This window comes from Gandjariella thermophila (assembly GCF_005405885.1).
Lineage (GTDB): Bacteria > Actinomycetota > Actinomycetes > Mycobacteriales > Pseudonocardiaceae > Gandjariella > Gandjariella thermophila.
This window is the reverse complement of sequence record NZ_BJFL01000022.1, coordinates 54,411-79,658: the sequence shown is the minus strand read 5'-3', so window position 1 is coordinate 79,658 and position 25,248 is coordinate 54,411. Positions and strand designations below refer to the sequence as shown.

Here is a 25,248-nt window from a genome sequence, read left to right as displayed (position 1 = left end):
GACATTGCCGGGCAATCAGCTATTTGCAATTTGCGATTTGCTACTCGTGCGCCGCACGTTGGGGCGTAGGGCCCGGCAGGCGAGTTCGACGGCGAGCCGGTCGTCCGGGTCGCGCAGGTCCACGCCGAGGATGCGCTGGGTGCGGGCGATCCGGTCGGACACCGTGTTGCGGTGCAGGCCGAGCGCGGCGGCCGTGGCCACCACCGAGGACTCGTGTTCCAGGTACACGTCCAGCGTGGCGAGCAGGGTCTCCTGGTCGGCCAGGGGCGCGAGCAGGGTGTTGGCCAGTGCCCGCGCGGACCGGGACCGCGTCCACGCACGCACCAGGCGGCCCACTCCCAGCGCGTCGATGTGCGCGACGCGTGCGGCCGGGTCCTGGCTGACGTCCACCGAGGTGGGGTCGATGGACAGCGCCGCCTCGCGGGCCTCGTCCACGGTGCGTGCCAAGCCGCCGATGCCGGGGTGCAGCCGCCCCACCCCGGCGGCCAGCTCGATCCGCGAGCCAAGCAGCGCCAGCGTCCGGCGCACCGCCTCGAGCACGACCTTCACCTCCTGCGGTGACGGCTCGTCGCGCACGGTCTGCCAGGCGACCCAGCCGTCGGACTGCTCGACCAGCGGGCCGTCGATGCCGGCCTGGGCGAGGGCGCGCGCGATCTCGTCGCGGTCGGTGAGGTTGTCGGTCGGCGGCTCGTTGAGCCGGCGCAGGTAGGCGGCGGTGTGCCAACCGTCCAGCCGCCAGCCGAGGATCGCCGCGCGGTGCCGGGTGACCGTCCCGGCGTCCTCCCGCAGCCGCAGCAGGTCGGCGAGCAGCGTGGTGCGCGCCCTGGCGTCCCGCTCGGCGGCCAGCCGCCGAGTGGCCAGCCAGGACATCGCCCACGGCTCCGCGGTGGCCAGCACCGCCTGAGCCACCTCCACCTGCGCCGGCGCGGGCAGCCTCAGCGCGGCGACCAGCCACAGCGGCGCCGACCCGACGCTGACCGGCTGGATCACGTGGGTGAACTCACCCTCGACGACCACCTGGGGAAGGTTGAGGTCGCGCCGGAAGGAGGCCGGGCCGTGCCGGCCATGCACCAGAGCGCCGTCCGGGCCGAGCGCGCTGACCGGAGCGTGGATCACCTCGGCGACCGCGGTGGTCACCGCCTCCAGGCTGTCCACCTGGCCACGGATCCGGCGGACGAACCGCAGCACCTGCTCCGAGCGCACCACCTCCGGGGTGGCGACCAGCTGCGCCAGCCGCAGCGCCACGTCGTTCGGGCTGGCGTCGGCGGGCAGCAGCACGAGCGGCAGGTTGAGTCGCTCGGCCAGCAGCACGGTGGTGGCCAGCGGTCCACGGTCCCGCACGGGCAGCACCAGCCCGGCGATCCCGGCCAGCGCGCACCGCCGGATGCCAGCCTCCACCTGCCAGCCGCTGGCGTCCACCGCCCCGCTCACCACGATCAGATCACCGCTGCCCAGCCCGGCCGGGTCCACCCCGGCTCGCACGCTGACCCGGCGAACCTGCCGGTCCAGGGACGCGCCGCCGGCGTGCTCGGCGCCGGCCAGCACCGGATGCCCGACGAGCTGGCGCAGCGTGACCGGCTCGGGCGGCTGCTCGCCGGGCTGCTGCTTCGTCGGCTCCTTCACCGCGCCAACCTCTCCACCCCGGGGCGGGGTCACTCTCCCGGGTATATCCGCGCGCTCACGTTAGCGAGATCCCGCCACCCGGCGGTCAACTCCCGCCGCCGGGCGCCGGCACCGGCCCACCCGCCCGGTACCGGACGGGGTCGGCGTCCAGGCCGTACGCCCGGGGCGCGAGCCGCGGCAGCACGTCGGCATGCCACAGCCGGTCGGGAACCGGGAGGAGCAGGATGTCCACCTCGTGACCGCGGCGCACCTGCCCGGTGGGGATCACCTGCCGCCGGTGCGTGTCCAGCAGGCAGATCACGTCCGGTGTGGTCGCCACGACCTCCCCGTCCCGGAGCACCATCGTGTACTCGTCCCCCATCTCCACCCGGAACAGACCATCGCCGTCCGGGGACCGCATGGCCACGCTGCCGCCGGCGTACTTCCCGCCGGAACCGCGGTGCACCTCCAGCACCGTGCCGCGGCCGAGGTGCTCGCCGCCCAGCCGGCGCGCCAGCGTGGCACCGTCCTCGGCCGCCTGCGCCGCCTGCCGGTGCTGGTGGCCGAGCCGGAGAGCGTGGCTCACCGTGCCGGCCAGCGCCAACCGGCGGAAGGTGTCCGCGGGCAGCGGCGGGTAGGCCAGCGCGGCCCAGCCGCCCAGGCCGGCCAGCGCACCCCGCATGACCCGCTCCGCCGCCGGAGGACCGGCGCCGTCGATCACCATCGCGGCGCCGTGCGCCTCGGCGGACACCCAGGTCCCGGTGAACTCCGGTCCACAGCCGACCACGGTCTGCTCCAGGCCGGAGAACGCCCGGCCCGTCAGGTCGGCGTCCGGCACGGGTTTCCCGGTCTGCGCGGCCGCGATGAACGGGAACAGCGCATTGCCGCCGCCGATCGCCAGCACGCCGATGGTGTCCACCTCGATGCCCAGGTGCTGCTCGGCCACCTCGACGCACCGGCGCAGCTCGTCACCGGCGGACAGCTTCTCCACCGCCACCGACGCGGTGGACCCGGCCGCCGCGACGGGCAGCACCCAGCCGGTCAGCGAGTCCACCCCCACCACGCGCACCTCCGCGCCGCCGGCGAGTTCCCGGTTCAGCCACAGCGCACCGAGCCTCGGGTGGCCGCCGCCCCCGGAGCCGAGCAGGCTGGCGCCCCGCTCCAGCGCCTCGACGTCGTCCCCCGCCAGGCGGTCCACAAAGGACTCCGCAGTGGACTCGGCGGCGCCGCTCACCGCGCCACGTTCCCGGCTCGCGGCCCGGTGAGCAACAGGTCGCCGACCGCCTTGACCCGGATGCGGGTGGCGTTGCCGGGCAGGTAGGCGATGGGCACCTCGTCCACGTCGACGATCTCCACCCGGTCCGGGTCGGCGCCGGCGGCGACGGCCCGGTCCACGGCCTCCTGCTTGGCCGCGTCCAGCACGGCGTCCCGGCGCCCGGGCTCGATCGGGTAGATGCGGTCGACCTCCCCGCCGACCTGGGCGATGGCCGCGCCGATCGCGTTGGCCACCGCGTAGTGCTCGGCGCGGTGTACCGTCTCGACGCCCTCCAGCCGGTCCGGGACCAGTACCCCCGCGCCGCCGACCACCACCACCGGCGGCCGCTCGGGCGAGGTGCGCATGCGGTCGATCACGTCGGTGATCTTCGCGGCGATCGTGTCCAGCGCGTCGGCGACGAACCGCCGGGAGAGGCGCCGCACCCGGTCGCGGTCGCCGAGGTCGAGGACGCGCGCCGCGACCGCGACGTCCGTGGCGGTGAGCGTGTCGCCGCCGAAGACCAGCGCGTCCCTGGTCAGCCGGTAGCCGACGCTGTCGGGGCCGACCGCGACACCACCGGAGTCGAGTTCGCGCACCAGCGAGCCGCCGCCGAGACCGATGGACACCACGTCGGGCATGCGGAAGTTGGTGCGCACCCCGGCGACCACCACCTCGGTCGCGGCCTCGCGCGGAAAGCCGCGCTGCAGCACGCCGACGTCGGTGGTCGTGCCGCCGACGTCGACCACCGCGCAGTCGGCCAGCCCGGACAGGAACGCCGCGCCACGCATCGAGTTGGTCGGGCCGGAGGCGAAGGTGGCCACCGGGTAGCGCCGGGCGTACTCGGTCTCCATCAGCGTGCCGTCGTTCTGGCTGAGGTACAGCGGCGCATGGATGCCGGCCGCCCATACCGCGGCGGCCAGCCCGTCCACGATCTGCGCCGCCATCTCGCGGAGTGCGGCGTTGATGATCGTGGCGTTCTCCCGTTGCAGGAGGCCGAGCCGGCCGATCTCGTGCGACAGGCTGACGGCCAGGTGCGGCGCCTCGGCGGCCACCAGTTCCGCGGCCCGGGTCTCGTGCTCCGCGCTGACCGGGGAGAACACCGACGAGATGGCCACGCTCCGCACGCCACGATCGAGCATGTCGCGCACCGCCCGCCGGATCTCCGCCTCGTCGAGGTCGGCGATGGTATGCCCGTCGAACTCGAAGCCGCCGTGGCACAGGTACCGGTGCCCACCGACGGCGTCGACCAGTGACCGCGGCCAGTCGACCATCGGTGGCAGCGCCTCGGTCGCGGGCAGGCCCAACCGCAGCGCCGCGGTCGGCGCCAGCCGGTTCGCCTCGACCAGCGCGTTGATGAAGTGCGTGGTGCCGATCATCACCGCCCGCACGTCCGCCGGATCGAGGTGCGACCGGGCGCGCAGGTCGTGGAGGGCGGCCACGATGCCGGAGGTGACGTCCTCGGTGGTGACGCTCTTGACGGTGGCGAGCACCCGCGCACCGTCCATCAGGACGGCGTCGGTGTTGGTGCCGCCGACGTCGATGCCGATGCGCATGGGGAAGCTCCTCCGCCGGTTGCGCGACCGCGAGCGCGTCGCCGGGGCGTGCCGCACGCACCCGGGCCACGTCGGGTCGCGTCATCGAGCAGATCATGGGGCACGGTCATGGGGCAGGGCGGGCCCGGTCGGCGGCACGTGGGCGTCGCGGGCGATCACCGCCAGCCACACCCCCAGGGTGGCCGGCGCCCACGCGGGCGCCAGGTGGGCAGTCCGGGACGAGTCCATACCGTAGTGACCCGTGCGCACTCGGTCCCATAGGCAGATCGCACGGTTACCCGCCGGAAACGTGGCAATCCGCACACCGGTGGGGCGGCGGTGCGCGGTGACGCCCGACGAACGGTCGGGAAGGGGGTCACAACAGCCGAACGGCAAAGGGTTTCAGAAAGCGGCGAGCGCGGCTGATCGTCGGCGGAAGGTCGATCACGGCCGAACCGCGGCGGATCCGGCGCTACGGGGCAGGCGCGGTCAGCGGTCGCTGTCGCGCAGCCAGTGGGCCTCCAGGTCGAGCCACTCCCGTTCCCGCCAGCAGGTGTCCAGCACGCTCACCAGATGCCGGCTCACGCCGACCACGGTGAACGTCCGCCAGTGGCAGGTGGCCAGGAACTCGACCAGCATCGGCACGCGCTCGTCGTCCCGATCCGCCGGCGTGGCGGCCGAAACGTCCTCGGTCCGCACCCCGGGCACGGTGCCGAGCAGTTCCATCACGCGGTGATGGTCGAGCGCGCCGAGCGCGTGCCGGGCGACCGTCTCGGGGGTGAAGGAACGCCACGCCTGCGGTCGCAGCGCCCGGCTCACCGCGACCACGCGCGGATCGTCGTGCCCCACCAGTCGCAACACCACTATCCCCTCCTCGCCACGACGGTGACCGGCACGTCGCCCGCGACGGGCACTCGCCGCCCGGCGTGGCACGGGCCGGACGTGACGGCCCGTAACCACCGCCGCCCGGATCTCGGACTCCCGGCCGGCCACCGATGTGCCGTTGTGCTGGGTCCCCCTCTGCACCCGCTGTATCGGTCACCCCGGGCGTACCCGTTACTGGGCGTACCGACTCCTGACCGGCTGCCCGTCGCCGGCCGCCGGCATCTCGCGTAGCGCGGCCGCGGTGTCCGGGTCGGCGGGGAAGAAGGACTCGATCGCGAGTTCGGCCACGGTCACGTCCAGCGGTGTTCCGAACACCGCCATGGTGCTCAGGAAGGAGAGTTCCGTCCCCCGGTACCGGTATCGCAGCGGCACGACCACGTCGGCCGGCCCGGGTAGCTCCAGCTCCGGTTCCGGCTGGTCGCAGGGGTAAGCCCGGAGTTCCCGGTGAAGCTCGGCGAGCCCGGGGTCGGCGGTGACGGCGGCCTGGCGGCGCAGCCGGCCGAGCAGGTGAGCACGCCACTCGCCGAGGTTGACGATGTGCGGCGCCATCCCGTTGGGGTGCAACGCGATCCGCAGCACGTTGACGGGTGGCGCGAGCAGTTCGTCGGCGGCGCTCGCGGTGAACAACTCGATGCTGGTGTTGGCGTCCACCAGGTGCCAGTCCCGGTCCACCACCGCGGCGGGGTACGGCTCGTGCCCGGTGAGCACCTGGCGCAGCGCGGTACGCACCGCGCTCATCTCCGGCGCGTCCAGGGGATGCTCCGGGTAGACGGGCGCGTAGCCACCGGCGAGCAGCAGCCGGTTCCGCTCCCGCAGCGGCACGTCCAGGCTCTCGGCGAGGCGCAGGATCATCTCCCGGGTCGGCCGGGACCGCCCGGTCTCCACGAAGCTCAGGTGTCTGGTGGAGATCTCGGCCTGGATGGCCAGGTCGAGCTGGCTGAGCCGGCGGCGGTTGCGCCACTCGCGCAGCAGGTGCCCGACGGACCGCCGGTCCGGCGGCGCTCCCGTCGCCATCCGCTGCCCGCCGCTCGGCGCATCCACCCGCACCCCGTCCACACTCGGACGCTAGGCGAGCCGCCGGACGGCCGCCATTACCCGCGAGGTCATGGCCGGGGCTCCCGGTCCGCGGATCCGGGGGCGGCGAGACCGCGTCACCTGGCCGAACGCGGCGGTAGCCTGGCTACGACGCGGTGGCTCGCCGCCAGGCACGGCGGATGGCCGGGTGACGGGCGCGGCGCGTGACCCGCCGCCGTGCGCGGTCCGGGACCAGGCGACGGGTGAGGACCGGGCGGGGAAGCGGTGCACATGGTCGAGCTGACCTTCCGCGGCCGGCGGGTCGTCCGCGACCGGCCGCTGGTGATGGCGATCGTCAACCGCACCCCGGACTCGTTCTACGACCAGGGCGCCACGTTCTCCTTCGAACTGGCGCTGCGGGCGGTGCGGATCGCGGTGGCGGCCGGCGCGGACATCGTGGACATCGGCGGGGTGAAGGCCGGCGCCGGACCCGAGGTGGACGTCGCCGAGGAGACCCGGCGGGTGGTGCCGCTCGTGGCCGCCGTCCGGGAGCACCACCCGGAGCTGGTGATCAGCGTGGACACCTGGCGGCACCAGGTCGGCAGGGAGGCCTGCCCGGCGGGCGCGGACCTGCTGAACGACGCCTGGCAGGGCGCCGACCCGAAACTCGCCGAGGTGGCCGCCGAGTTCGGCGCCGGGTACGTGTGCTCGCACACCGGCGGCAGCCCGCCCCGCGGCCGGCCGTACCGGGTCCGCTACGTGGACGTGCTGGCCGAGGTGCGGGCGGAACTGACCCGGCGGGCCGAGGAGGTGGTCGCGCTCGGCGTGCCGCGCGAGGGGGTGCTCATCGACCCCACCCACGACTTCGGCAAGAACACCTGGCACAGCCTGGAACTCGTCCGCCGGGTCGGCGAGTTGGCCGAAACCGGTTGGCCGGTGCTGATGGCACTGTCCAACAAGGACTTCGTCGGTGAGACGCTCGGCGCGCGGATCAGCGAGCGGGTGGACGCCACCCTGGCCGCCACCGCGGTGGCCGCCTGGCAGGGCGCCGCGGTGTTCCGCGCCCACGACGTGGCGCGGACTCGCCGGGTGCTGGACATGGTGGCCAGCATCCAGGGCTCCCGGCCCCCGTCCGGCGTGCTCCGCGGGCTGGTCTGAACCCGAGGGCTCACCCGGTGGCGAACCGCACGGCCACCGAGCCGGCTCCGCGCACCGCGCCGATCGTGGTGGCCTCCGCCTCGACCTCCGCCCTGGTCTCCGGGTCCAGCGGCGCGAACGGCTGCACCGTGATCTCGATCCTGGTCCTGGCGGTCCTGGCCCGCCACACGCCGGCTACCTCGCCGTCCACCAGCAGCGCACCGGGGTTGCCCAGGATCCGCCACAGCGCCTTCTGCGCCGCCTTGTCCGGGACAAGCAGATCCCGGTCCCGGGCCTGCAGGTACGGGTCCAGGGCCGGCAGCAGCCGCACCGGCGGCGGTGCCGGCGGATCGCGGAGCAGGTCGAGCCGGTCCTCCGGCAGCCAGCAGGTTCGGCCCTCGACGTCCACTTCGGACAGATCGTCCGGCCAGTACGGCAGCACGGACTTCCGCGTGGTGCCCAGGAAACCGGCCACCTCGCCCGGCGTCGCGGGGCCGAAGAAGCGCAGGTACGTGGTGATCACCCGGTCCACGCCGCGGGTGCGCTCGGGGATGCCCGGCCACGGCTCGATCGGGCTCAGCGTGGCCGGGTAGCGATCCGTCTCCAGCCGGATGCCGGCGGGTAGCACGGCCAATCGCATGAGCTGCTCGGACACGTGCGTCGCCTGGCAGCCGCGGCACCACTGGGAGAGGCCGGGTGGGATGGCGGCGGTCAGCGCGGCGCTGGCGGCCCCCTTGCCCATGGTCCGCGGCACGGCCTCGCGCAGCGCGCGAGCGGTCACCGCGTACGCCTCGAGCGCCGGGATGCCGCGGTCGGCGCGCCACGCCAGCCGCGCCCAGGCGTCCGACTCGGACCCGGGCCACAGCGCCTCGGCGAGCGCCGGCAGGTCGGCGCCGCGGTGCAGGTGCGGGGCGCCGCGGTAGGACCAGATCAGGGTGAATCCGGCGAGGTCACCCGCCGGGCGGGGCAGCCGGGCGGCGAGCGCGAGCCGGGCGGTGGCGTTGGAGGTGTCCTGTACCCCGAGATCGAACAGCGCCAACTCGCTCTCGTCGCGCGCGGCGCGGTGCAACCCGTGCTCGGCGATCCGGTAGGCCAGCACCTGCTGGCGGGTGACCTTCATCCGATCCGTCCCGTTGGCTCGCTCATGCGAAGAAGCAGTGGAGGACGACCTCCGAAACGTGCCGGCCCTCGCCGGCGGAGTATCCGCCCTCGCCGCGAAGGCCGCTCAGCTCACCGGTGCCGGTGCCGGGCAGCACGGCCCACGCCGTGTGGGCCACCGCCCCGTCGAACATGCCGGTCTGGCGCAGCACCACGCTGCCGGAGCGGCCGGCCACCGTGCCGGTGAACCGCTCCAGGGCGACGTAGCTCGCCGTGCCGTCGGTGCCGTACGCCATCAGCGCCTCCCAGGTGGATTCTCCCGCCATGTCGCCGGTGTAGCGGCAGCGGACCCGGCCGCGGACCAGCTTGGGCCCGGTCTCGTCGTAGGGCTCCTCATCCCAGCTGACGATGTCGAACCTCGCCTTCGCTGTGGACGTGGCGCCAGGTGTTGAGGTGGGCATCGGCTCGGTCATGGTCGGTCGGCTCCCTGGCTCGGGCCGGCGTGCCCGTCGCGCGCCGGCTGGCGGACAGCCTTCCGCCAATATCTGCCACCTGCTGTCAGGTATGCGCGGATACTTCCTGCCATGCGCGCCTCTCGCCTGCTGTCGCTGCTGTTGCTGCTGCAGACGCGCGGCCGGATGACGGCCGGCGAGATCGCCCGCGAGCTGGGCGTGTCGGTGCGCACCGTGTACCGGGACGTGGAATCGCTGTCCTCGGCCGGCGTGCCGGTGTACGCGGAGCGCGGCTCGGCCGGCGGCTACCAGTTGCTCGAGGGCTACCGCACCCGGTTGACCGGGCTCACCGAGGACGAGGCGCGGTCGCTGCTGTTCGCGGGCATGCCGGCGGCCGCGACCGAACTGGGGCTCGGCGAGGTGCTCGCCGCCGCGCAGCTCAAGCTGTCCGCCGCGCTGCCGGCCGTACTGCGCATCCGGGCCGGACGGGTGCGCGAGCGGTTCCTACTCGACCCGCTGGCCTGGTTCCGGGAGGCGGACTCGGTGCCGTGGCTCGCGGCGGTCGCCAGGGCGGTGTGGGACGAGCACCGCATCGAGGTGCGCTACCAGCGGTGGGATCGCAGCGTGGTGGACCGCACGCTGGAGCCGCTCGGCCTGGTGCTCAAGAGCGGCGTCTGGTACCTGATCGCCGGCGCCGCCAACCCGAGGATGTACCGGGTGTCCCGCATCCACGCCTGCCGGCCGCTGGACGAGACGTTCCGGCGGCCGGAGGGCTTCGTGCTGGCGGAGTTCTGGGCGCGGCGGGAGGAGGCGCTGCAGGCGCGGCTGTTCCGCGGTGAGGCCGAGGTGCGCCTGTCACCGCGGGCGCGCCGGCTGCTGTTCCTGCTCGGCCCGGTCGTGGCGGAGGCGGGTGCGCGGCGGGCGTCCACCCCGGACCGGGACGGTTGGGTACGGACCACGCTGCCGATCGAGTCGCTGGAGCATGCGACCGGCGAGTTGCTGCGCTTCGGGCCGGACGTCGAGGTGTTGCGGCCGCCCCAGCTGCGCGACCGCGTCCGGCGGGCCGCCGAGGAACTTCTCCGCCGCTACCACGGGTGAGTCCCGACGACCCGCCGGGACTCACCCTCATATCAGCGGTCGCGGTGCAGGTACAGGTCCCGCAGCAGGGCTATCTCGGCGCCGTGGTGGATCACCTCTCGGTGGATGTGCAGGACCAGCGCGGCCATCGGGAGGTCCGCGTAGGGCCCCTCCGCAGGTCCGCACGGCCGGGCGAGCCCCTCCTCACCCAGCCCACGCACGCCGCCGATCCAGGCCGCGTACCCCCGGTCGAGCAGTGCCAGCGCCTCGGCGGCGGTGCCCGGGTAGTCGAAGGTCTGGTAGTCGACGGGCGGGCCGCCGAAGTGGTTGGCCACCCGCATGCCCAGGACGCCGACGATGATATGCCCGAGCCGCCACGCGATGGTGGTCACCGGCGCCGGATCGGGTTCCGGTGCGGCGAAGTCGATGGTGAACGCGCCCGAGCCGGCCGCGATCGGCGCGGTGCTCTCCCCGCGGGGCCGCACGTTCCAGCAATCCCTGACGGGCTCCCAGAAGTACTCCTCGTCGGTCAGGCCGTCCAGCCGCTTCCGCAGCTGGTGCCGCCAGTGCCAGTCGAGTTGGTCGACGATGTGCCGGTTGAATTCCATGGCGGCACCCTAGGAACAATCGCGGTCAGTTCCGGTCCGCGATCTCAGCAAGAACCCGCACCCGGATCCGGTCCGCGATCCGGGCCCGGCTTTCCGGCCCGATTCGCCGGGGCGCCAGGGGGCCGGGCGCGGCGCCGCCCCGACCCCGTGGCGCCCGCGCGGATCTCAGCCGCCGGCCGGCATGGCGATCACGGCGAACACCGCGCCCTGGCTGTCGCCAAGGATGGCCATTCGCCCGTACGGGGTGTCCCACGGTGTTCGCAGCACGCCGCCGCCCAATTCGGTCACCTTGGCGACGGCGGCGTCGGTGTCCGCCACCGCGAAGTACGCCATCCAGTGCGGCGGAATGTCGGCCGGGAAGTCCGCGCCGAGCTCCCCGATGCCGCCCGCGGGGTTTCCGTCCACCTTGAACACCGAGTACCGGAAGCCGTTCGCGCTCATGTCGTCGTAGTCGTAGCCGAACACGGAGCGGTAGAAGGCCAGGTTGGCCTCGTAGTCCCGGCTCATGTTCTCGTTCCAGCACAGCGCGCCCGGCTCGTTGGCCAACCCGATGCCGGTGTGCGCGCGGGACTGCCAGATGCCGAAGACCGCGCCGCCCGGGTCGGCCGCGATGGCCAGCCGGCCGGCGTCCATCACGTCGCCGGGCTCCACCAGCAGCTTCCCACCGGCTGCGCTGATCTTGCGGGCCGTCTCGTCGGCGTCGGCCACGGACAGGTATGTGGTCCACGCCGGGGGCACGTCCGGCGGACCCTGCTTGGGGCCGATCCCGGCGACGGCGCGGCCGTTCTTGAGACAGATCGAGTATCCGCCCGTCTCCGGCGAACCGGGCGGCGCCTCCCAGCCCAGCAGTTCGCCATAGAAGGCTCTGGCCCGATCGAGGTCGTCGACGCCAAGATCCACCCAGCACGGCACGCCGCCGGGCCAAGCGCTGTCCCGAGTCACCATCGCTGCCTCCACACTGGTTCGAGGACGGGCACCGGGCCGGCCTGACGCGAGGCTCGCCGGGCGGTCCAGCGCTGGTCGGTGCCGACGCTAGCCCCGGGGGCCGACAATTCACGTCACGCGCGGGCAATGGTGGGCCCTTGGACCCGCGCGCTTACGGACTCATGGCACGGCCGATCGGCCCCGCCGCCGAGGATTCGGCACGCAGCGTGATCAACCGTGCGCGCTGATCGCCCGTGGTAGCGTCGCGCGGTCCGGAACGCCAGGGGAGAAATTGATGACCGCGATCGACCTCGAGTACGTCTCGCAGCTCTACCAGAAGTACGGTTCCGCGCTGGCCGAGGTGCGCGACGCCCAGCGCGCCTTCCTGCGGCGGAACAGCGAGACGGTGACGCCGCAACTGGACGACCTCGAGGCCGAGATCACCTACCTGCTACTGCGCGAGCACCGGCCGGAAACCGTGGTGGAAATCGGCACCTTCCACGGTTGGTCCACCACCTGGATTCTGCGCGCGTTGCGGGACAACGGGACCGGCCACCTGTACTCGTTCGACATCGTCGACAACGTGGTGCGCAACGTGCCCGCCGAACTCGCCGCCGACCGCTGGACGTTCACCCAGGGCGACGTCCGGACCAGGCTCGACGTGGTGCCGAGGGACACCGGTTACCTGTTCATCGACGCGGCGCACAGCGCGCGCTTCGCCCGCTGGTACATCGAGAACCTGTTCCCGGCGATGCCGGCCGGGATTCCGGTGAGCGTGCACGACGTCTTCCACGGGCGCTGGGCGCTGCCGTTCACCGAGGGCGCGGTGGTCCTGCGGTGGCTGGCCCGCCAGAACATCCCCTACTTCACCGCGTCGGCGGCGCGGGCCCCGGAGGTCTACCGGCGGCTCGGCGAACTGAAGCGGGAGATCGGTCTCGGCGAACCGGTGCGCACCAGCCGGGACAACCCGATGATCTTCTTCAACCTGGGATGAGCCCCGGCTCGAACCGGCCACGACCATCCGCACCGTGAGCCGCGAGACGAATTGATCGTGCCGCGCACGGCATGCCACGCCCACCCTCTAACCTGTTCGGGCGATCAGGCAACGCGGGGAGATCGGAAGCGAGCATGGGGCTGTCCGGACGGGTGAAAGGCCGTGCCGAATCGTCCGCCGTGCGCCGGAAATGCGCGGCTGTCATCGCCACTCTCCGTAGCTTTGGCCTGAGACGGCCGAGCGACTTCGTCGTCAGACGGCCGAACGACTTCCTCTTCCTCGTACCGCGGGTGAGCAGGCTTGCCGTGAGACGGCTGAGCGGCCCGGCCGGCGACCTTGCCGATCTGCTGCGCGTCCTCGCGGCGTCGTGGCCCGGCCGTATGCTGACCGGCCACCACCTGCCCGCCCTGCAGCGCATGCCGGACAGGTACCTGCCGCTGCTGGCGGACGAGGCCTCGCGGGCCGGGCGCATCGCAGCACCGCGGGATGCCGCCGCGCTGGTGCGGCGAGCGCTGCGGCGTTGGCCCCCGTCTGGGGTGCCGCGGTGGCCGCGCCGGGTGCCGAGCCTTGGCGGCGTCCGCCTCGTCCCGCCGCGCCGCGCGTGGACCAATGCCACGCCGATGATCGTGGCGGTCGCCGCGCTCGGCGGTACCGCGCTGACCTCGCCGGCCTCCGCATCGTCCACCGCCCCGCGCTCGCCGCTGACCTGGTGCCGGGACAAGTCGTCGATGGCCGTTATCGGCGACTCCGGTTCCACCGGATACGGCGTGGTGGACCCGAAGAACGCCTGGGTGGCGGCGCTGCGCCGGGCCAAGCCGCACACCCGGATCGTCAACTACGCGCACGACGGCGCGATGGTGTCGGACTTCCTGCCGGGTGGCCGCTGGCCGCAGACCACCGGAGCGGTGCGGGACATCGGCCGGCGGCAGCCGTCCCTGGTGCTGATCGAGATCGGCGGCAACGACTACTACATGGACCGCGACCCCGCCCGGTACCAGGCGGACCTGGACCGGCTCACCCGTGCGATCTGGTCCGTCTCGCCGCGCTCCACGCTGGTCTACGAGACGATCTGGCCGTTCGATCCGCGCCACTCGCCGACCGCGGTGCACTCCTGGGACGAGTACGCCGCGGCCATGCACCGGCTGGTGGTGAAGTACCACGCCGGCTGGATCGACCTGCGGCAGTTCTTCCCGCCGAACTACTCCGCCGATGCCGACACACACCTGCTCAACCCGGACCGGATTCACCCGACCGACGCGGGCAACGCCGTCGAGTTCGCCGCCGTGCTGAACATTCTGAACCGCTGCTGAACGCGGAACCGGGGAGATGCGGAACCATGGCGGGTCGTCCACCGTCCGACCGGCGGGGCGACGAATCGGGCGACAGCGGGGCGGGCGACGCGCCGGACAACCGCGAGGAGACAATGCGACGAAACCGTGGACTTCGGTGACACCCTGAATGCAGACTTTGAATGAAGACGGTCAGCATGACGGTTAACGGCAGCCGAACGCCCACTGTGAGTAGTAGCGAGGCCCGTCCTTCGGCCAGTCGGCTGATCGAGTAGCACTCGGCGGGTGCCCGTAGCACGGCCAAGGCGCTACGCGCAACGGCAGGTAGCCCCGGAGTTTCGGGCCTCCCGCCCGGCGCGTGACCGGCGGCGCATCAACAAACTGTCCCACGGCACGGCCGCGAGGAGCCGTGGAAAGCACCAGAGGGAAGCCACAGACGACCCGCGAAGGCGGGCAGGCGCGGCCGTTCCTGCGAGGGGTGAGGAGCGTTCGATGTCCCGGATCCGCCTAACCACGCTTGCCCTCGCGGCCATTGCCATATGCAGCGGCGTGCTCACCGCCTCGCTGCTGGTGCCGCCGGGCGACGTGGCACCGATCGTGGTCGACAACGGGGCCACGAACGGCGCCGACGGCGGGGCGGGGAGCGCGGACCGGGACACCAGCGCGGCGCCCGCCGGAGCGGCCACCGGCGGCGGGACCGGCACCGCCAGCGCCGCGGTCAGCTTCACGGTGAGCGACACGCCGGGACGCGTGCTGAACCTCCGGCCCGGCAGCACGCAGCGCCAGTGGGTGCGCCTGACCAACCCGAACGACGTGCCGATCGAGGTCTCCTCGCTGTCCGCCACGGTCGGCCAGCCGGTCGATCGGTCGGGCAAGCCGATGGCGCGGTGCTCGGCCGATGCCGTGACCGTGACACCCTTGCAGACCCCGGTCAGCGTGCCGGCGCACGGGCAGACCGACACCACGCTGAACGTGCGGATGTCGCCGAACACCCCGAAGGACTGCGAGGGCGCCAACTACCCGCTCTCCTACACCGGCAGCGGCAAGCCCGGTCTCCAGTCCGGCCGTCCCGGTGCGCCGGGCGCGACCGGGACGGCCGCCTCCCCGCCGGCCGGCGTGCCGGCGTCGCCGACGAGCCTCCCACCGTCGATCACTCCGGCGTCACCGGCACCGGCTGATCCCCCGCCGCACCGGTAGGTCCTCCCGTTCAGCGGGGCTGGCAGCGCGGGCACCACACGGTCGACCGGCCCGCCGTGCGGGTGCGCTCCAGGGGACCGCCGCAGCGGGGGCACGGTGCGTCCCGCTCGTCCCGCACCCCGGTCAGCCAGCCCTCGCGTGGCGGCACCCGGCCGGCGCGCACCGCCGCCCGCAGCACCCGGCGCATCTCGTCGTAGAGCCGGGCACGCTCGTCCTCGCTCAGCTCGCCCGCGGGACGCGCGGGATGCACGCCGACCCGCCAGAGCAGCTCGTCGGCGAGCAGGTTGCCCAGCCCCGCGAGCGCGGACTGGTCGGTGAGCAGCGCCTTGATCCGCCGCCGAGCACCGGTCAGCAACGCGTCGAACTCGCCGCGACCGATGGACAGCGCGTCCGGTCCGGTGTCGGCGAGCAGTCGGTCGACCGCGTCGTCGTTCTCGGCCAGGCGGATGCCCTGCAGCTTGCGGGAGTCGCGAAACCGCAGCTCACCGCGGTCGAGGCGGAAGATGACCCGGTCGTGTGGATGCCTCGGCTCGTCCCCGGCGCACCACAGCAGGCTGCCGGTCATGCCGAAGTGCATGACCACGGTCGGACCTCCGGTGCCGGCGAGCAGCCACTTGCCGTGCCGCCGGGGTTCGGTGAACCGCTGGCCGGCGAGCGCACGGTCCAGCGCGGCAGGCGTGGTGCCGCGCAGCACCCCGGTGTCGGTGACGTCGACGCCGCGCACGCGTGCGTCCACCGCGTGCTCCGCGAGCACGCGGCGGAATCCCTCCACGTCAGGCAGTTCGGGCACCGCTCGCCGGGTTACCGCGGGCACGCCGGGACAAACACGCCATCCGGCCCGGGCGCCCCGGACCAGCGGCCCTACCGCGGGGCGGGACCAGCCGGGGCAGGGTGAAACCATGGCCAGCCGCACGGCGATCGGCGTCGCGGCCGCGGCGGGGGCCGCGTGCGCCTTCGCCGGGTACCGCCGCCGGCACCTGCGCTTCGGCGCGACCGGATTCGAGCAGCGCCAGCCGATGCCGGGCGACGATCTCGTGCCGCTGCCGCACTTCCGCGCCACCCGCGCGGTCAGCATCGGGGCGCGGCCCGAGGAGGTGTACCCGTGGATCGTGAAGTCCGGGCGGGGGCCGGGCGGGCTCGCCGAGCACGGCGGCCTGGCCGGCGTCCCGCCCGGCGCCGATCCCATCCCGGAACTGCGCCGGGTGCGGGTCGGCGAACTGGTCCCGGCGTCCAAGGCGACGATCGAGCATGCCGCGCTGCGGGTGCACGCCTTCGAACTGGACCACTGGCTGCTGTGGAGCCGGCGGGACTGCACCTGGTCGTGGTCGCTGGCGCCGATCGACGGCGAGCACACCCGGCTGGTCACCCGGCTGCGGGTGCGCTACCGGCCCACCCTGCGCGGCGTCCGCGACGTGCTGTTCTTCGAGCTGGCCGAGTTCCCGCTGGCGCACCGTACGCTGGTCGGCATCCGCAGGCGGGCCGAGGCGCTGGCCACCGTGCGCCGGGCCAGGGAACACCCGGACGTCGCCGGATCCCGCATCGACGAGCTGATGCCGGCGTGGGACGCGCGGATGCTGGTGGCCGCGGACATCCCCCGCCCGCCGGAGACGGTGTTCGCCGCGCTGCGCGAGATCCGGCTGGCCGACCTACCGCTGCTCGGGTCGCTGCTGCGGCTGCGCGCGCCGAGCCGGGAGGCGCTCGGCCGCACCCCGGTGTTCGAGGGCATGCGCCGGGTCCGCGAGGTGTACCTGGAGCAGTCGGCCAACGAGATCATCCAGGCCGGCGTTGGTCCACTGTGGAGCCTGCGCTCGCCGTTCGTGCCGGTCGACTCGGCCAGGACGGTCCGGCAGCACGACGCCCGGCACGCCGCGTTCGTGGTGTCCTACCGGGTCGAGCCCCGCGACGGCGCGAGCCGCCTGGTGTGCGAGACCCGGGTCGCCAAACCGGTCGAGCCGCGGGCCGGCCGCATGTTCGCGGTGTACTGGCCGACCACGGGCCGGCTCGGCGACTGGGTGTGGGAGCGGTCGCTGGTCGCCGCGGTACGCCGGCTGGCGTTGCGGGCCGGGTGAGGGCGGGGACCGGGCTGCCGATGGTCAGGCCGGCCCATGGCGTGCCCCCGGGCCGGACTCGCCGAGCACCACGAAGGTCTCGGTGACCACCACGCCCGGTAGGCGGCGGATGTGCTTGCCCAGCAGGTCGAGCAGGTGCTCGTCGTCCCGGCAGGCCACCTCGGCCAGCACGTCGAACGACCCGGTGGTGAACAGCACCCGGGACACCTCGTCCAACTCGGTCAGGGCGGCGGCGACCGCGTCCACGTCGCCCTCCACCCGCACGCCGACCAGCGCCCTGCGGGTGTGACCCAGCCGGTCCTGGTCGACCACGGCGACGATGCGCAGCAGCCCGGAGTCGACCAGGCGCTGCACCCGCTGCCGCACCGCCGCCTCGGACAGCCCCACGGCATTGCCGATGGCCGCGTACGGGCGGCGGCCGTCGGCGCGCAGTTCGTCGATGATCCGCCTCGCGGTGTCGTCCAGGACGACCTGCCGGCGCGCCCGGGGCGGCCCGTGTTTCGCCATGAAAACGATGTTTCTCGGCCCGTGCACGGGTTCACAAGCCGCCACCAGGATGTGGCCGACCGCACACAGCGTCAGCAGCCGAGGTAGCGGCAGGCGACCGGTGCCGGCCGCTCCACCGGGTGGCCCGCCGAGATGGACCACGCCAGCCGGACGAACTGGGCGTGCGTCCAGGCCAGCGGGGTGGCCGAGGCGGTCGGTCCACCGTGCCCGGATTGTTGTCGCCGAGCGCGTACCGGGTGCCGGCGTCCGGCCGGCCGTCCTTGGTCAGCCGCAGGTAGTACGGCAGCGGCGAGTACGGCCCGATGTGCGTGGCGGTCCACCCGTCGACCTGCCCGCGCCACCGGTCGGCCACCGCGAGGTAGCGGTCGGCGGTGGCGGCGTCCCCGGCCCGCTTCAGCAGGTCGGCCAGGGTGACCAGACCGGCCACCGCCGAGGCGATGGTGGCCGGCGAGTAGCCGCTCTGGTTCTCCCAGCGCTCCTGCTCGCTGTACGGCGCGGCGTGGCCGTCCTTGGTGTAGTTGACCAGGAACTCGGCGCCCCGCTCCAGGTGGTCCAGGGTGGCCGGGTCGTGCCGGTCGAGCAGCCCGGCGAGCAGCATCGGCGCGGCGGTCTCGTCGAGCTGCACGCTGGTCCAGTACGGCTGCCCGGCGACCGTGGTGTTCTGCGACCAGTGCCCAGAGGTCGCGTCGAAGCCGCGATCGGCGACCAGCGCGCTGGCCGCGTGCGCGTCCTCGGCCACCAGAGCGCCGCCCGCGGTCCGCGCGCGGTCGTCGTTGCGCTCGCCGGGCAACGGCGGGTCGTGCCGGGAGGCACGCGGCGGGCGGCCGGTGGTCGCTGCGCCGGACGGTCGGTTGCCTCAGCTTTCCAGCGTCACCACCGTGGTGCCGGGGACCACCGCCAGGTGCGCGGCGGCCGAACCGCCGTTGATGGCGACGGCGAGGTGGTCGGAGGAGTCCACGTGCACCACCGCCTCGGCCGGTGCCACGTCGCCGAAGGTGGTGCCGAGCGTCGCGGGCAGCACGGCGTCGCCGGCGCGCACGGTGAGCTGGGCGCCCAGCGCCAGCCCGGCCGCGTGCACGTCCCCGGCGGTGGCGGCGAGCTGCACGTTGCCGAACCGGTCCACGACCAGCACGTCGCTCTCCAGCCGGCCCTGCTCGACCCAGCGGTGCGGCTCCGGCAGGCGGACCAGGGTGGCCGGATCGAGTTCGGGGCCGAGCTGGCCCGGGTCCAGGCCGTTGGCCAGGTTCGCCGCCACCGGGGCGAAGATGTCCCGGCCGTGGAAGGTGGCGGAGACGTGCGCCAGCCAGTAGTCGGGCACGGTCAGCTCGTACGCGGCGACGATCCCGCCGAGCACCTCGGCGGCCGGCGTGAGCAGGCCGTTGTCCGGGCCGACGAGGACTCCGTCCCGGGCCAGCAGGGCGATGCCCCGGCGGTCGGTACCCACCCCGGGGTCGACCACCGCGACGTGCACCGCGGCCGGCAGGTACGGCACGACCTGCGCGAGCAGCACGGCCCCCCGGCGCACGTCCTGCGGCGGCACGTCGTGCGTCACGTCGATGACGCGCACACCGGGCGCGGTGCGCGCGATCACTCCCTTGCAGGCGGCCACGAAGCCGTCGCTGAGCCCGTAGTCGGTCGTGAACGACATCCATTCGTACGGCATGCGGACAGTTTCGCCGACGCCCACCCACCGATCGGCGGAGGGCGGTCAGCCGGCGAGCGCGGCACCCAGCCGGCGGCCGGAGAGGCCGGCCAGCACCAGCATCGCCGCGCCCGCCGCGACCAGGTCCTCACCGAGATCGCTGACGGACACCTCGACCGGCGCCCGCCCCACCGGGCGTGCCTGCCCGGCCAGCGCCCGCCGCAGCCCGGCCAGCAGCGGCTCCCCCGCCGGGCCCACCGCGCGGCCGCCGAGCACGACCTGGTCCACGTCCAGCAGGTTGACCAGGTCCACCACAGCCACGCCGAACAGCCGCGCCGCCCGCACCAGCTCGGCCCCGGCGACGCGGTCCCCGTTCCGGGCCGCCGCGCACGCCTCGGCGAAGCGTCGCAGCACCTCGGCCTGCGGCACCGGGTCGGAGCCCCGCAGCCTGGCCAGCCGGGCGACCACCGCACCGGGGCCGCACACCGCCTCGACGCAGCCCCGCCGGCCGCAGGCGCACCGCGGACCGCCCGCCACCAGCGTGGTGTGCCCGAACTCCCCGGCGTTGGTCCTGCTGCCGCGGTGCACCCGGCCGTCCAGCACCAGGCCGGCGCCCACGCCGGTGCCCAGGTAGACCAGCACCGCGTCGCGGAACCGCTCGCCGCGCCGCCAGCACTCCGCCACCACCGCCGCGTTGGTGTCCTTGTCCACGGCGACCGGGAACCCGGTCGCCTCGGCGAGCCGGTCCCGCAGCGGCACCTCGTGCCAACCGGGCAGGTTGGTCGCCCCGGACACCACGCCGGCGCGGTGGTCCAGCGGCCCGGGAGCGCCGACCCCCAGGCCGAGCACGCGGTCGGTGCTCACGCCGCCGGCCGACACCAGGTCGTGGGCCTCGCCGGCGATGCGCGCGATCGCCGTGGCCGGCCGCGGCGGGGTACGCAGCCGCACCCGCCGGCTCCGGACGATCCGGCCGGCGAGGTCGACCAGGACCAGGCGCAGCTCGTCGCGGTCCAGGTGGGCACCGAGGGCCAGGCGCGCCTCCGGCACCAGCCGGAGCAGCGTGCGCGGCTTGCCGACGCTGGGCGCCGCCCGCCCGGACTCGGCGAGGACACCGTCGCCGATCAGCCGCGCCACGATCTTGGACACCGCCTGCGCGGTCAGCCCGGAACGCTCGGCTAGCTCCGCGCGGCTGAGTTCGCCGGAGTCCCGCACCAGGTCCAGCAGCAGCCCGCTGTTGTGGTCGCGCAGCGCGCGCAGGTTGGCACCGCCCGGGCCGCTCGGCCCGGTGGTGGGCGTGGTGTCGGTCATCGCGATCATCCTGCCAGGCTGGATTTAGACAACAGTGTTGAGTAACTTGCCGGCCATGTCTACTACCGCACGCGACGAGCTGCGCGTCGGCCTGCTCGGGTACGGGCTGGCCGGCGCCGTCTTCCACGGTCCACTGATCGCCGCCACCCCGGGGCTCCGGCTGACCACCGTGGTCACCGGCAACCCGGAGCGCGCCGACCGCGCGCGCCGCGACCATCCCGGCGTGGTCGTACTCGACCATCCGGACCGGCTGTGGGAGCGTGCGGCGGACCTGGATCTCGTGGTGGTCGCCACGCCGAACCGCAGCCACGTGCCGCTCACCGGGGCCGCGCTCGCCGCCGGCCTGCCCGTGGTGGTGGACAAGCCGTTCGCCGCCACCGCCGAGCAGGGTCGGCGGCTGGCCGCCGAGGCGCGCAGCCGGGGCCTGCTGCTCACCGTGTTCCAGAACCGCCGGTGGGACGGCGACTTCCGGACGCTGCGCCGCGTGGTGGCCGCCGGCGACCTCGGCCGGGTGCTGCGCCTGGAGTCCCGGTTCGAGCGCTGGGTGCCCACGCCCAGGACCGGCTGGCGGGAGAACGGCGCGCCGGAGGACGCCGGCGGCGTGCTGTACGACCTGGGCAGCCACCTGGTGGACCAGGCGCTGCACCTGCTCGGCCCGGCCACCTCGGTCTACGCCGAGCTAAACCGGCGCCGGCCGGGTGTCGAGGTGGACGACGACGCGTTCGTCGCCCTGACCCACGCCGGCGGCGCGCGCTCGCACCTGTGGATGGGCTCGGTGAGCGCGCACCACGGGCCGCGGTTCCGGGTGCTGGGCGACCGGGCGGCCTACACCAAGCACGGGTTGGACGGCCAGGAGGCGGCACTTCAGGCGGGTCGGCGGCCGGGACAGCCGGGGTGGGGTGAGGAGCCGCGGGAGTGCTGGGGCGTGCTCGGCGTACCCGGGGACACCCGCGAGGTGCCCGGCGAGCCCGGCGCGTACCAGAACTTCTACGCCGGCGTCCGGGACGCCTTGGTGGACGGCGGTTCGCCCCCGGTCGACCCGGACGAGGCGATCGCCGGGCTGGTCGTGCTGGAGGCGGCTCGCCGCTCGGCCACCGAAGGCGCCGTCGTGCGACTCTAGATCATTCTCGAAAGAGGGCGTCCTGCCCCTGGTCGTAGACCAGGAGGCCGTCGGGGCGGCGGCGGGCCGCGTCGGTGGGCGCGTGCCGGGCCAGCGACCCGTCGTGGCCCAGGTGCAGCACGGGCGTCTCCCTGGCCAGCACCACGAAGTCGGCGATCATCCGGCGGTGGCAGCGCCACCACACCGACTCGGCGCACATCACCGCGGTGCGCCGGAGGCGGGCCTCGGCGAGCAGGTCGTCCACCGCGGCGAGGAACTCCGGGGAGCGCATGTGCCCGGCGTAGCCGGCGAACGCTCGGTTGCGCAGCGCGGTGTCCGGCGCGTCCGGGCGGGCCCTGCGGAAGCCGCCGAGGCGTTTCTCCCATCGGTAGCCGATGCCGTGCTCGGGCAGCCACTCGCTGATCGCGGTCCGGGCCACGTGCGGGTTGCGCCGGCTGCCGGGCGCGGTCCGCACGTCGACCAACTGCTCGACGCCGGCGCCGCGGAGCAGTTCGACGATCCGCTCGGCGGTGGCCGTGCCGTGCCCGAACGTCAGCAGCGGCGTGACCACGGTCAGGCCAGCTTGCTCAGGGCGTCCTCGATCGCCCGGTGGAAGGTCGGGTACGCGTAGATCATGTGCCGCAGCCGCTCGGTGGGCACCCGGGCGTGCACCGCGACGGCCAGCGCGGACAGCACCTCGCCGCCCCACGGACCGACCGAGGTGGCGCCGACCAGCACCCCGGTGTCCGCGTCCTCGACCAGCTTCACGAAGCCGGCGTTGCCCGGCCCGTGGATCCAGCCCCGGGCGGAGCTGGCCAGGTTGGTGTAGCCGATGCGCACCCGGATGCCGCGCTCCCTAGCCTGCGCCTCGGTCCGCCCGACGGCGCCGATTTCGGGGTCGGTGAAGGTGACCCGGGGCACCGCGTGGTACTCCGCGCCCGGGCCGGGCCGGCCCAGCACGTCCCGCACCACGATGCCCGCCTGGTACATCGAGACGTGCGTGAACGCGCCCTTGCCGGTGGCGTCGCCGATCGCCCACACGCCGGGCGCGACCCGCAGGTGGTCGTCGGGGTCGAAGAACCGCGCGTCCGGGTCGAGGCCGATCGCGTCCACACCCAGTTCGTGCAGCGGCGCCTTGCGGCCGACGGAGATCAGCAGCCGCTGCGCGGTGACCGTCTCGTCGTCCACCCGGACCGCGAAGCCGGAACCGTCGTGGCTGACCTCGGTCACCTTGGCGCCGGTGCGCACGTCGATGCCCTCGCCGCGGAGCACCTCGGCGATCAGCTCGCTGGCCCTCGGTTCCTCCGCGGGCAGCAGCCGGTCGGCCGCCTCCACCACGGTGACCTGGGTGCCGAACCGGGCGAACGCCTGGCCCAGCTCCAGGCCGACGGTTCCGCCGCCGACCACGCAGAGCGACGCCGGCGCCTCGGTGGTCCGCAACGCCTCCCGGTTGGTCCAGTAGGGAGTGTCGGCCAGGCCGGGAATGGACGGCAGCGCCGGCTCGGTGCCCGGGTTGAGCACCAGCGCCCGCTCGGCGGTGAACTCCTGATCGCCGACCCGCACGGTGCGCTCGCCCACGATCCGCGCCCGGCCGCGCACCAGCCGGCCGCCCTGCCCCTCGAAGCGCCGCACCGCGACCTCGTCGTTCCAGTCGTCGGTGGCCTCGCGGAGCCGCTCCGCGACCGGGGCGAACGCCGGGCGCACCTCGGCGGAGCCGGCCATGCCGGGCACCCGCCGCGCCTCGGCGAGCAGGTCCGCGGCGCGGATCATCATCTTGCTCGGGATGCAGCCGTAGTACGGGCACTCCCCGCCGACCAGCCCGGACTCCGCGGCTACCACGGAGAGCCCCGCCTCGGCGAGCTGCCCGGCGACCGCCTCGCCGCCGGGACCCATGCCGACCACGACGACGTCGACCCGCTCGGCCATCATGTACCCCCCTTTGGTCTCCGCCGGGACCATCTCGGCACCGCCCGACTCCACCCTGTTCCGTGCCCGCGGGACCCGCAAGCGCAACCGGCCGGGCGCCCCGCCGGGGCCGTGCGTTTGCCCACACCGCCCGTTCGGCCCGGGGCCACGTCCAGGTAACTCCCAGGAAACGGAGGGGGAGGTTCAGGAAGGACACAGGAAGGATCTCTAACGTCGGGGGCGCCTCGTAGCGCAGAGATCACGTGAGGGCGGATGTGAGCAGCTCGACCACCGCGTTGACCACCGCGTCCACCGTCCCGTTCGGCACCGGGCCCGAGACCGGCACCACGACCGCCGCCAGCGCCGGCGCGTCCACCGGCAGCGGCGCGGGCCGGACCGGGCGGCGGGTGGGCTGGGACGTCGTGCGGGTGCTGGCCATCTTCAGCGTGGTGCTGGAGCACGCCACCACCGCCGCGCCGAGGGGCTTCCCCCAGCTCGGCCCGATGCCGGTGGTGTGGGACCCGCTGATCGGCGCGAACACGATGCTGCTGATCTCGGCGTTCTTCGTGTGCGTCACGGTGCGCCGCGGCCGCCCCCGGGCCTGGTGGTGGAACCGGGTGGCCCGGCTGCTGCCCACCTACCTGGTCGCCGTGCTGGTCACCTACGGGATCACCTGGCTGGGCACCCTGCTCGGCAGCCCGATCACCCTGCCCTCCGGCAAGGACCTGCTGGCCAACCTGTTTCTGCTGCAGGGCTGGGTGGACGGCGTCCGCTACGTGGACAACTCCTACTGGACGCTGCCCATCCAGCTGTTCTCGTTCACCGTGGCCGCGCTGCTGGTCCGCTGGTCCGGGATGCACCGCAGGTGGTCGGGGCCGGTGCTGGCGTGGGGCCTGATCGTCGGACCGCTGGTGGTGCGTGCCTGGGTGGACCACCCGGGTTGGCTCAGCCACGTCTACCTGGGCCTGGGCCTGTACCGGTGGCAGCTGTTCGGCATGGGCGTGGCGCTGTGGCTGTGGACCCGGGGACGGATCAGCTTCGGGCACCTGGCCCTGGTGTTCAGCTGCGGCCTGCTCGCCGAGTACATCCAGGACGGCGACCTGCACTCCACCAAGGCGCTCGGGGTGATGCTGGTGCTGGTGCTGCTGGCCGCCGGCCCGGAGTGGCGCGGTCCAGCCCGCCACCTCGCCCGGCCGATGTCCTGGCTGGCCAGCATCTCGTTCGGCATGTACCTGGCCAACCAGCAACTCGGGTACGAACTCGCGCTCGGCATGCATGCCATCGGCCTCGGTCCGTGGTGGCGGCTGGCCGCGATCATCGGCATGACCGTCGGCGCCGGCTGGCTGCTGACCCGGTTCGTGGAACGGCCGACCCACCGCTGGCTGGTCCGCGAGTTCCCACGGCACGCCCGGACCGCCCGGGGGTGGCTTTCCACCCGGTGGCTGCTGTTCACCGGACCGCCCGCGGTGCCCGAGGTGGCGCCGCTGGACGACCTGATCGGCCTGGTCGACGAGCACGGCCGGCCGGTCGAGGCCATCGGCGCGACCGACGCGATCGGCACGGTCGGGCACGACTGGGTGCTCGCGCCCCGGAGTTGACCGCCGGCGGCGTACTCAGTGCCTGTTCCTGAACGCGCACCGCGATCGTGTCGCCG

Annotated in this window: 24 protein-coding genes; 8 read left to right on the top strand and 16 right to left on the bottom strand. The window is 74.0% G+C overall.

Annotated elements, in window-relative coordinates:
* Positions 1-15 precede the first annotated feature (15 nt).
* The 5 genes from FFT21_RS19230 to FFT21_RS19210 all read right to left on the bottom strand — a co-directional run bounded on the left by FFT21_RS19230 (position 16) and on the right by FFT21_RS19210 (position 6,288).
* Positions 16-1,623, bottom strand: a complete 1,608-nt coding sequence (locus FFT21_RS19230; RefSeq protein ID WP_137815297.1) for a helix-turn-helix domain-containing protein — start codon at positions 1,621-1,623, stop codon at positions 16-18.
* Positions 1,624-1,708: 85 nt separating this feature from the next.
* Positions 1,709-2,836 (bottom strand): DUF917 domain-containing protein, encoded by a 1,128-nt coding sequence (locus tag FFT21_RS19225; protein WP_137815296.1) that lies wholly within the window; start codon positions 2,834-2,836, stop codon positions 1,709-1,711.
* Positions 2,833-4,410, bottom strand: coding sequence for a hydantoinase/oxoprolinase N-terminal domain-containing protein (locus FFT21_RS19220; protein WP_137815295.1), 1,578 nt, complete (start codon positions 4,408-4,410; stop codon positions 2,833-2,835). The genes FFT21_RS19225 and FFT21_RS19220 overlap by 4 nt, the downstream gene beginning before the upstream one ends.
* A 468-nt stretch (positions 4,411-4,878) precedes the next feature.
* Positions 4,879-5,250 carry a hypothetical protein gene (locus tag FFT21_RS19215; protein WP_137815294.1) on the bottom strand — a complete coding sequence of 124 codons (372 nt, stop codon included), beginning with the start codon at positions 5,248-5,250 and terminating at the stop codon, positions 4,879-4,881.
* A gap of 195 nt (positions 5,251-5,445) precedes the next feature.
* Positions 5,446-6,288: a helix-turn-helix domain-containing protein gene (locus tag FFT21_RS19210; protein ID WP_137815320.1), complete on the bottom strand. Its 843-nt coding sequence runs from the start codon at positions 6,286-6,288 to the stop codon at positions 5,446-5,448.
* A 291-nt stretch (positions 6,289-6,579) separates the two neighbouring features.
* On the opposite strand from FFT21_RS19210, the gene folP reads away from it, so the two are divergent.
* Positions 6,580-7,446, top strand: coding sequence for a dihydropteroate synthase (gene folP, locus FFT21_RS19205; RefSeq protein ID WP_137815293.1), 867 nt, complete (start codon positions 6,580-6,582; stop codon positions 7,444-7,446).
* Positions 7,447-7,456: 10 nt separating this feature from the next.
* Here the strand turns inward: folP and FFT21_RS19200 are convergent, their stop codons facing one another.
* Both FFT21_RS19200 and FFT21_RS19195 read right to left on the bottom strand, forming a co-directional pair.
* Positions 7,457-8,545: a DNA glycosylase AlkZ-like family protein gene (locus tag FFT21_RS19200; protein WP_137815292.1), complete on the bottom strand. Its 1,089-nt coding sequence runs from the start codon at positions 8,543-8,545 to the stop codon at positions 7,457-7,459.
* A gap of 22 nt (positions 8,546-8,567) precedes the next feature.
* Positions 8,568-8,996: a DUF3224 domain-containing protein gene (locus tag FFT21_RS19195; protein WP_137815291.1), complete on the bottom strand. Its 429-nt coding sequence runs from the start codon at positions 8,994-8,996 to the stop codon at positions 8,568-8,570.
* Between the two features lie 111 nt (positions 8,997-9,107).
* Here FFT21_RS19195 and FFT21_RS19190 point away from each other — a divergent pair, with 111 nt between their 5' ends.
* Positions 9,108-10,073 carry a helix-turn-helix transcriptional regulator gene (locus tag FFT21_RS19190; protein ID WP_137815290.1) on the top strand — a complete coding sequence of 322 codons (966 nt, stop codon included), beginning with the start codon at positions 9,108-9,110 and terminating at the stop codon, positions 10,071-10,073.
* A 32-nt stretch (positions 10,074-10,105) separates the two neighbouring features.
* On the opposite strand, the gene FFT21_RS19185 is transcribed toward FFT21_RS19190, so the two are convergent.
* Together FFT21_RS19185 and FFT21_RS19180 are read right to left on the bottom strand one after the other, a co-directional pair.
* Entirely contained in the window at positions 10,106-10,660 is a 555-nt protein-coding gene (locus tag FFT21_RS19185; protein ID WP_137815289.1) for a DinB family protein, read from the bottom strand.
* A 165-nt stretch (positions 10,661-10,825) separates the two neighbouring features.
* Positions 10,826-11,605 carry a VOC family protein gene (locus FFT21_RS19180; protein WP_137815288.1) on the bottom strand — a complete coding sequence of 260 codons (780 nt, stop codon included), beginning with the start codon at positions 11,603-11,605 and terminating at the stop codon, positions 10,826-10,828.
* Between the two features lie 274 nt (positions 11,606-11,879).
* Here FFT21_RS19180 and FFT21_RS19175 point away from each other — a divergent pair, with 274 nt between their 5' ends.
* The 3 genes from FFT21_RS19175 (at position 11,880) to FFT21_RS19165 (ending at position 15,064) form a co-directional block, all read left to right on the top strand.
* On the top strand, positions 11,880-12,578 hold the full coding sequence (locus tag FFT21_RS19175) for a class I SAM-dependent methyltransferase (RefSeq protein ID WP_137815287.1): 699 nt from the start codon (positions 11,880-11,882) through the stop codon (positions 12,576-12,578).
* A gap of 305 nt (positions 12,579-12,883) precedes the next feature.
* Positions 12,884-13,888, top strand: a complete 1,005-nt coding sequence (locus FFT21_RS19170) for an SGNH/GDSL hydrolase family protein (RefSeq protein ID WP_192909635.1) — start codon at positions 12,884-12,886, stop codon at positions 13,886-13,888.
* Positions 13,889-14,359: 471 nt separating this feature from the next.
* Positions 14,360-15,064: an LEA/WHy family protein gene (locus FFT21_RS19165; protein ID WP_137815285.1), complete on the top strand. Its 705-nt coding sequence runs from the start codon at positions 14,360-14,362 to the stop codon at positions 15,062-15,064.
* Positions 15,065-15,074: 10 nt separating this feature from the next.
* Here FFT21_RS19165 and FFT21_RS19160 read toward each other — a convergent pair whose 3' ends face one another.
* On the bottom strand, positions 15,075-15,854 hold the full coding sequence (locus tag FFT21_RS19160) for an Fpg/Nei family DNA glycosylase (RefSeq protein ID WP_137815284.1): 780 nt from the start codon (positions 15,852-15,854) through the stop codon (positions 15,075-15,077).
* 109 nt (positions 15,855-15,963) lie between these two features.
* On the opposite strand from FFT21_RS19160, the gene FFT21_RS19155 reads away from it, so the two are divergent.
* The gene (locus tag FFT21_RS19155; RefSeq protein WP_137815283.1) at positions 15,964-17,133 is read left to right on the top strand and encodes a hypothetical protein; all 1,170 of its coding nucleotides are present in this window, start codon (positions 15,964-15,966) and stop codon (positions 17,131-17,133) included.
* 24 nt (positions 17,134-17,157) lie between these two features.
* Here FFT21_RS19155 and FFT21_RS19150 read toward each other — a convergent pair whose 3' ends face one another.
* The 4 genes from FFT21_RS19150 to FFT21_RS19135 form a co-directional block, all read right to left on the bottom strand.
* Positions 17,158-17,640, bottom strand: a complete 483-nt coding sequence (locus FFT21_RS19150) for an Lrp/AsnC family transcriptional regulator (protein ID WP_137815282.1) — start codon at positions 17,638-17,640, stop codon at positions 17,158-17,160.
* A gap of 31 nt (positions 17,641-17,671) precedes the next feature.
* Positions 17,672-18,430 carry a glycoside hydrolase family 15 protein gene (locus FFT21_RS19145; RefSeq protein WP_137815281.1) on the bottom strand — a complete coding sequence of 253 codons (759 nt, stop codon included), beginning with the start codon at positions 18,428-18,430 and terminating at the stop codon, positions 17,672-17,674.
* Between the two features lie 66 nt (positions 18,431-18,496).
* Entirely contained in the window at positions 18,497-19,288 is a 792-nt protein-coding gene (locus FFT21_RS19140) for an SAM hydrolase/SAM-dependent halogenase family protein (RefSeq protein ID WP_307722948.1), read from the bottom strand.
* A gap of 60 nt (positions 19,289-19,348) precedes the next feature.
* A complete protein-coding gene (locus FFT21_RS19135) occupies positions 19,349-20,590 on the bottom strand; it encodes an ROK family transcriptional regulator (protein WP_137815279.1) in 1,242 nt (413 codons plus the stop codon).
* A 55-nt stretch (positions 20,591-20,645) separates the two neighbouring features.
* Here FFT21_RS19135 and FFT21_RS19130 point away from each other — a divergent pair, with 55 nt between their 5' ends.
* Complete coding sequence (locus FFT21_RS19130) at positions 20,646-21,710, top strand: Gfo/Idh/MocA family protein (protein ID WP_137815278.1); 1,065 nt, start codon at positions 20,646-20,648, stop codon at positions 21,708-21,710.
* Between the two features lies 1 nt (position 21,711).
* Here the strand turns inward: FFT21_RS19130 and FFT21_RS19125 are convergent, their stop codons facing one another.
* Both FFT21_RS19125 and FFT21_RS19120 read right to left on the bottom strand, forming a co-directional pair.
* A complete protein-coding gene (locus FFT21_RS19125) occupies positions 21,712-22,260 on the bottom strand; it encodes a DUF488 domain-containing protein (RefSeq protein WP_137815277.1) in 549 nt (182 codons plus the stop codon).
* A gap of 2 nt (positions 22,261-22,262) precedes the next feature.
* The gene (locus tag FFT21_RS19120) at positions 22,263-23,615 is read right to left on the bottom strand and encodes a dihydrolipoyl dehydrogenase family protein (RefSeq protein ID WP_137815276.1); all 1,353 of its coding nucleotides are present in this window, start codon (positions 23,613-23,615) and stop codon (positions 22,263-22,265) included.
* Positions 23,616-23,869: 254 nt separating this feature from the next.
* Here FFT21_RS19120 and FFT21_RS19115 point away from each other — a divergent pair, with 254 nt between their 5' ends.
* Positions 23,870-25,192, top strand: a complete 1,323-nt coding sequence (locus FFT21_RS19115; protein ID WP_137815275.1) for an acyltransferase family protein — start codon at positions 23,870-23,872, stop codon at positions 25,190-25,192.
* Positions 25,193-25,248 lie beyond the last annotated feature (56 nt).

Excerpts from the sequence above, each read along its gene's own strand:
- FFT21_RS19140 (WP_307722948.1), bottom strand. The coding sequence starts at position 19,288 with ATGTCGTTCACGACCGACTACGGGCTCAGCGACGGCTTCGTGGCCGCC.
- FFT21_RS19150 (WP_137815282.1), bottom strand. The coding sequence starts at position 17,640 with ATGGCGAAACACGGGCCGCCCCGGGCGCGCCGGCAGGTCGTCCTGGAC.
- FFT21_RS19190 (WP_137815290.1), top strand. The coding sequence starts at position 9,108 with ATGCGCGCCTCTCGCCTGCTGTCGCTGCTGTTGCTGCTGCAGACGCGC.
- FFT21_RS19175 (WP_137815287.1), top strand. The coding sequence starts at position 11,880 with ATGACCGCGATCGACCTCGAGTACGTCTCGCAGCTCTACCAGAAGTAC.
- FFT21_RS19155 (WP_137815283.1), top strand. The coding sequence starts at position 15,964 with ATGGCCAGCCGCACGGCGATCGGCGTCGCGGCCGCGGCGGGGGCCGCG.
- FFT21_RS19210 (WP_137815320.1), bottom strand. The coding sequence starts at position 6,288 with ATGGCGACGGGAGCGCCGCCGGACCGGCGGTCCGTCGGGCACCTGCTG.
- FFT21_RS19130 (WP_137815278.1), top strand. The coding sequence starts at position 20,646 with ATGTCTACTACCGCACGCGACGAGCTGCGCGTCGGCCTGCTCGGGTAC.
- FFT21_RS19185 (WP_137815289.1), bottom strand. The coding sequence starts at position 10,660 with ATGGAATTCAACCGGCACATCGTCGACCAACTCGACTGGCACTGGCGG.
- FFT21_RS19165 (WP_137815285.1), top strand. The coding sequence starts at position 14,360 with ATGTCCCGGATCCGCCTAACCACGCTTGCCCTCGCGGCCATTGCCATA.
- FFT21_RS19180 (WP_137815288.1), bottom strand. The coding sequence starts at position 11,605 with ATGGTGACTCGGGACAGCGCTTGGCCCGGCGGCGTGCCGTGCTGGGTG.
- folP (WP_137815293.1), top strand. The coding sequence starts at position 6,580 with ATGGTCGAGCTGACCTTCCGCGGCCGGCGGGTCGTCCGCGACCGGCCG.
- FFT21_RS19120 (WP_137815276.1), bottom strand. The coding sequence starts at position 23,615 with ATGGCCGAGCGGGTCGACGTCGTCGTGGTCGGCATGGGTCCCGGCGGC.
- FFT21_RS19135 (WP_137815279.1), bottom strand. The coding sequence starts at position 20,590 with ATGACCGACACCACGCCCACCACCGGGCCGAGCGGCCCGGGCGGTGCC.
- FFT21_RS19200 (WP_137815292.1), bottom strand. The coding sequence starts at position 8,545 with ATGAAGGTCACCCGCCAGCAGGTGCTGGCCTACCGGATCGCCGAGCAC.
- FFT21_RS19220 (WP_137815295.1), bottom strand. The coding sequence starts at position 4,410 with ATGCGCATCGGCATCGACGTCGGCGGCACCAACACCGACGCCGTCCTG.
- FFT21_RS19195 (WP_137815291.1), bottom strand. The coding sequence starts at position 8,996 with ATGACCGAGCCGATGCCCACCTCAACACCTGGCGCCACGTCCACAGCG.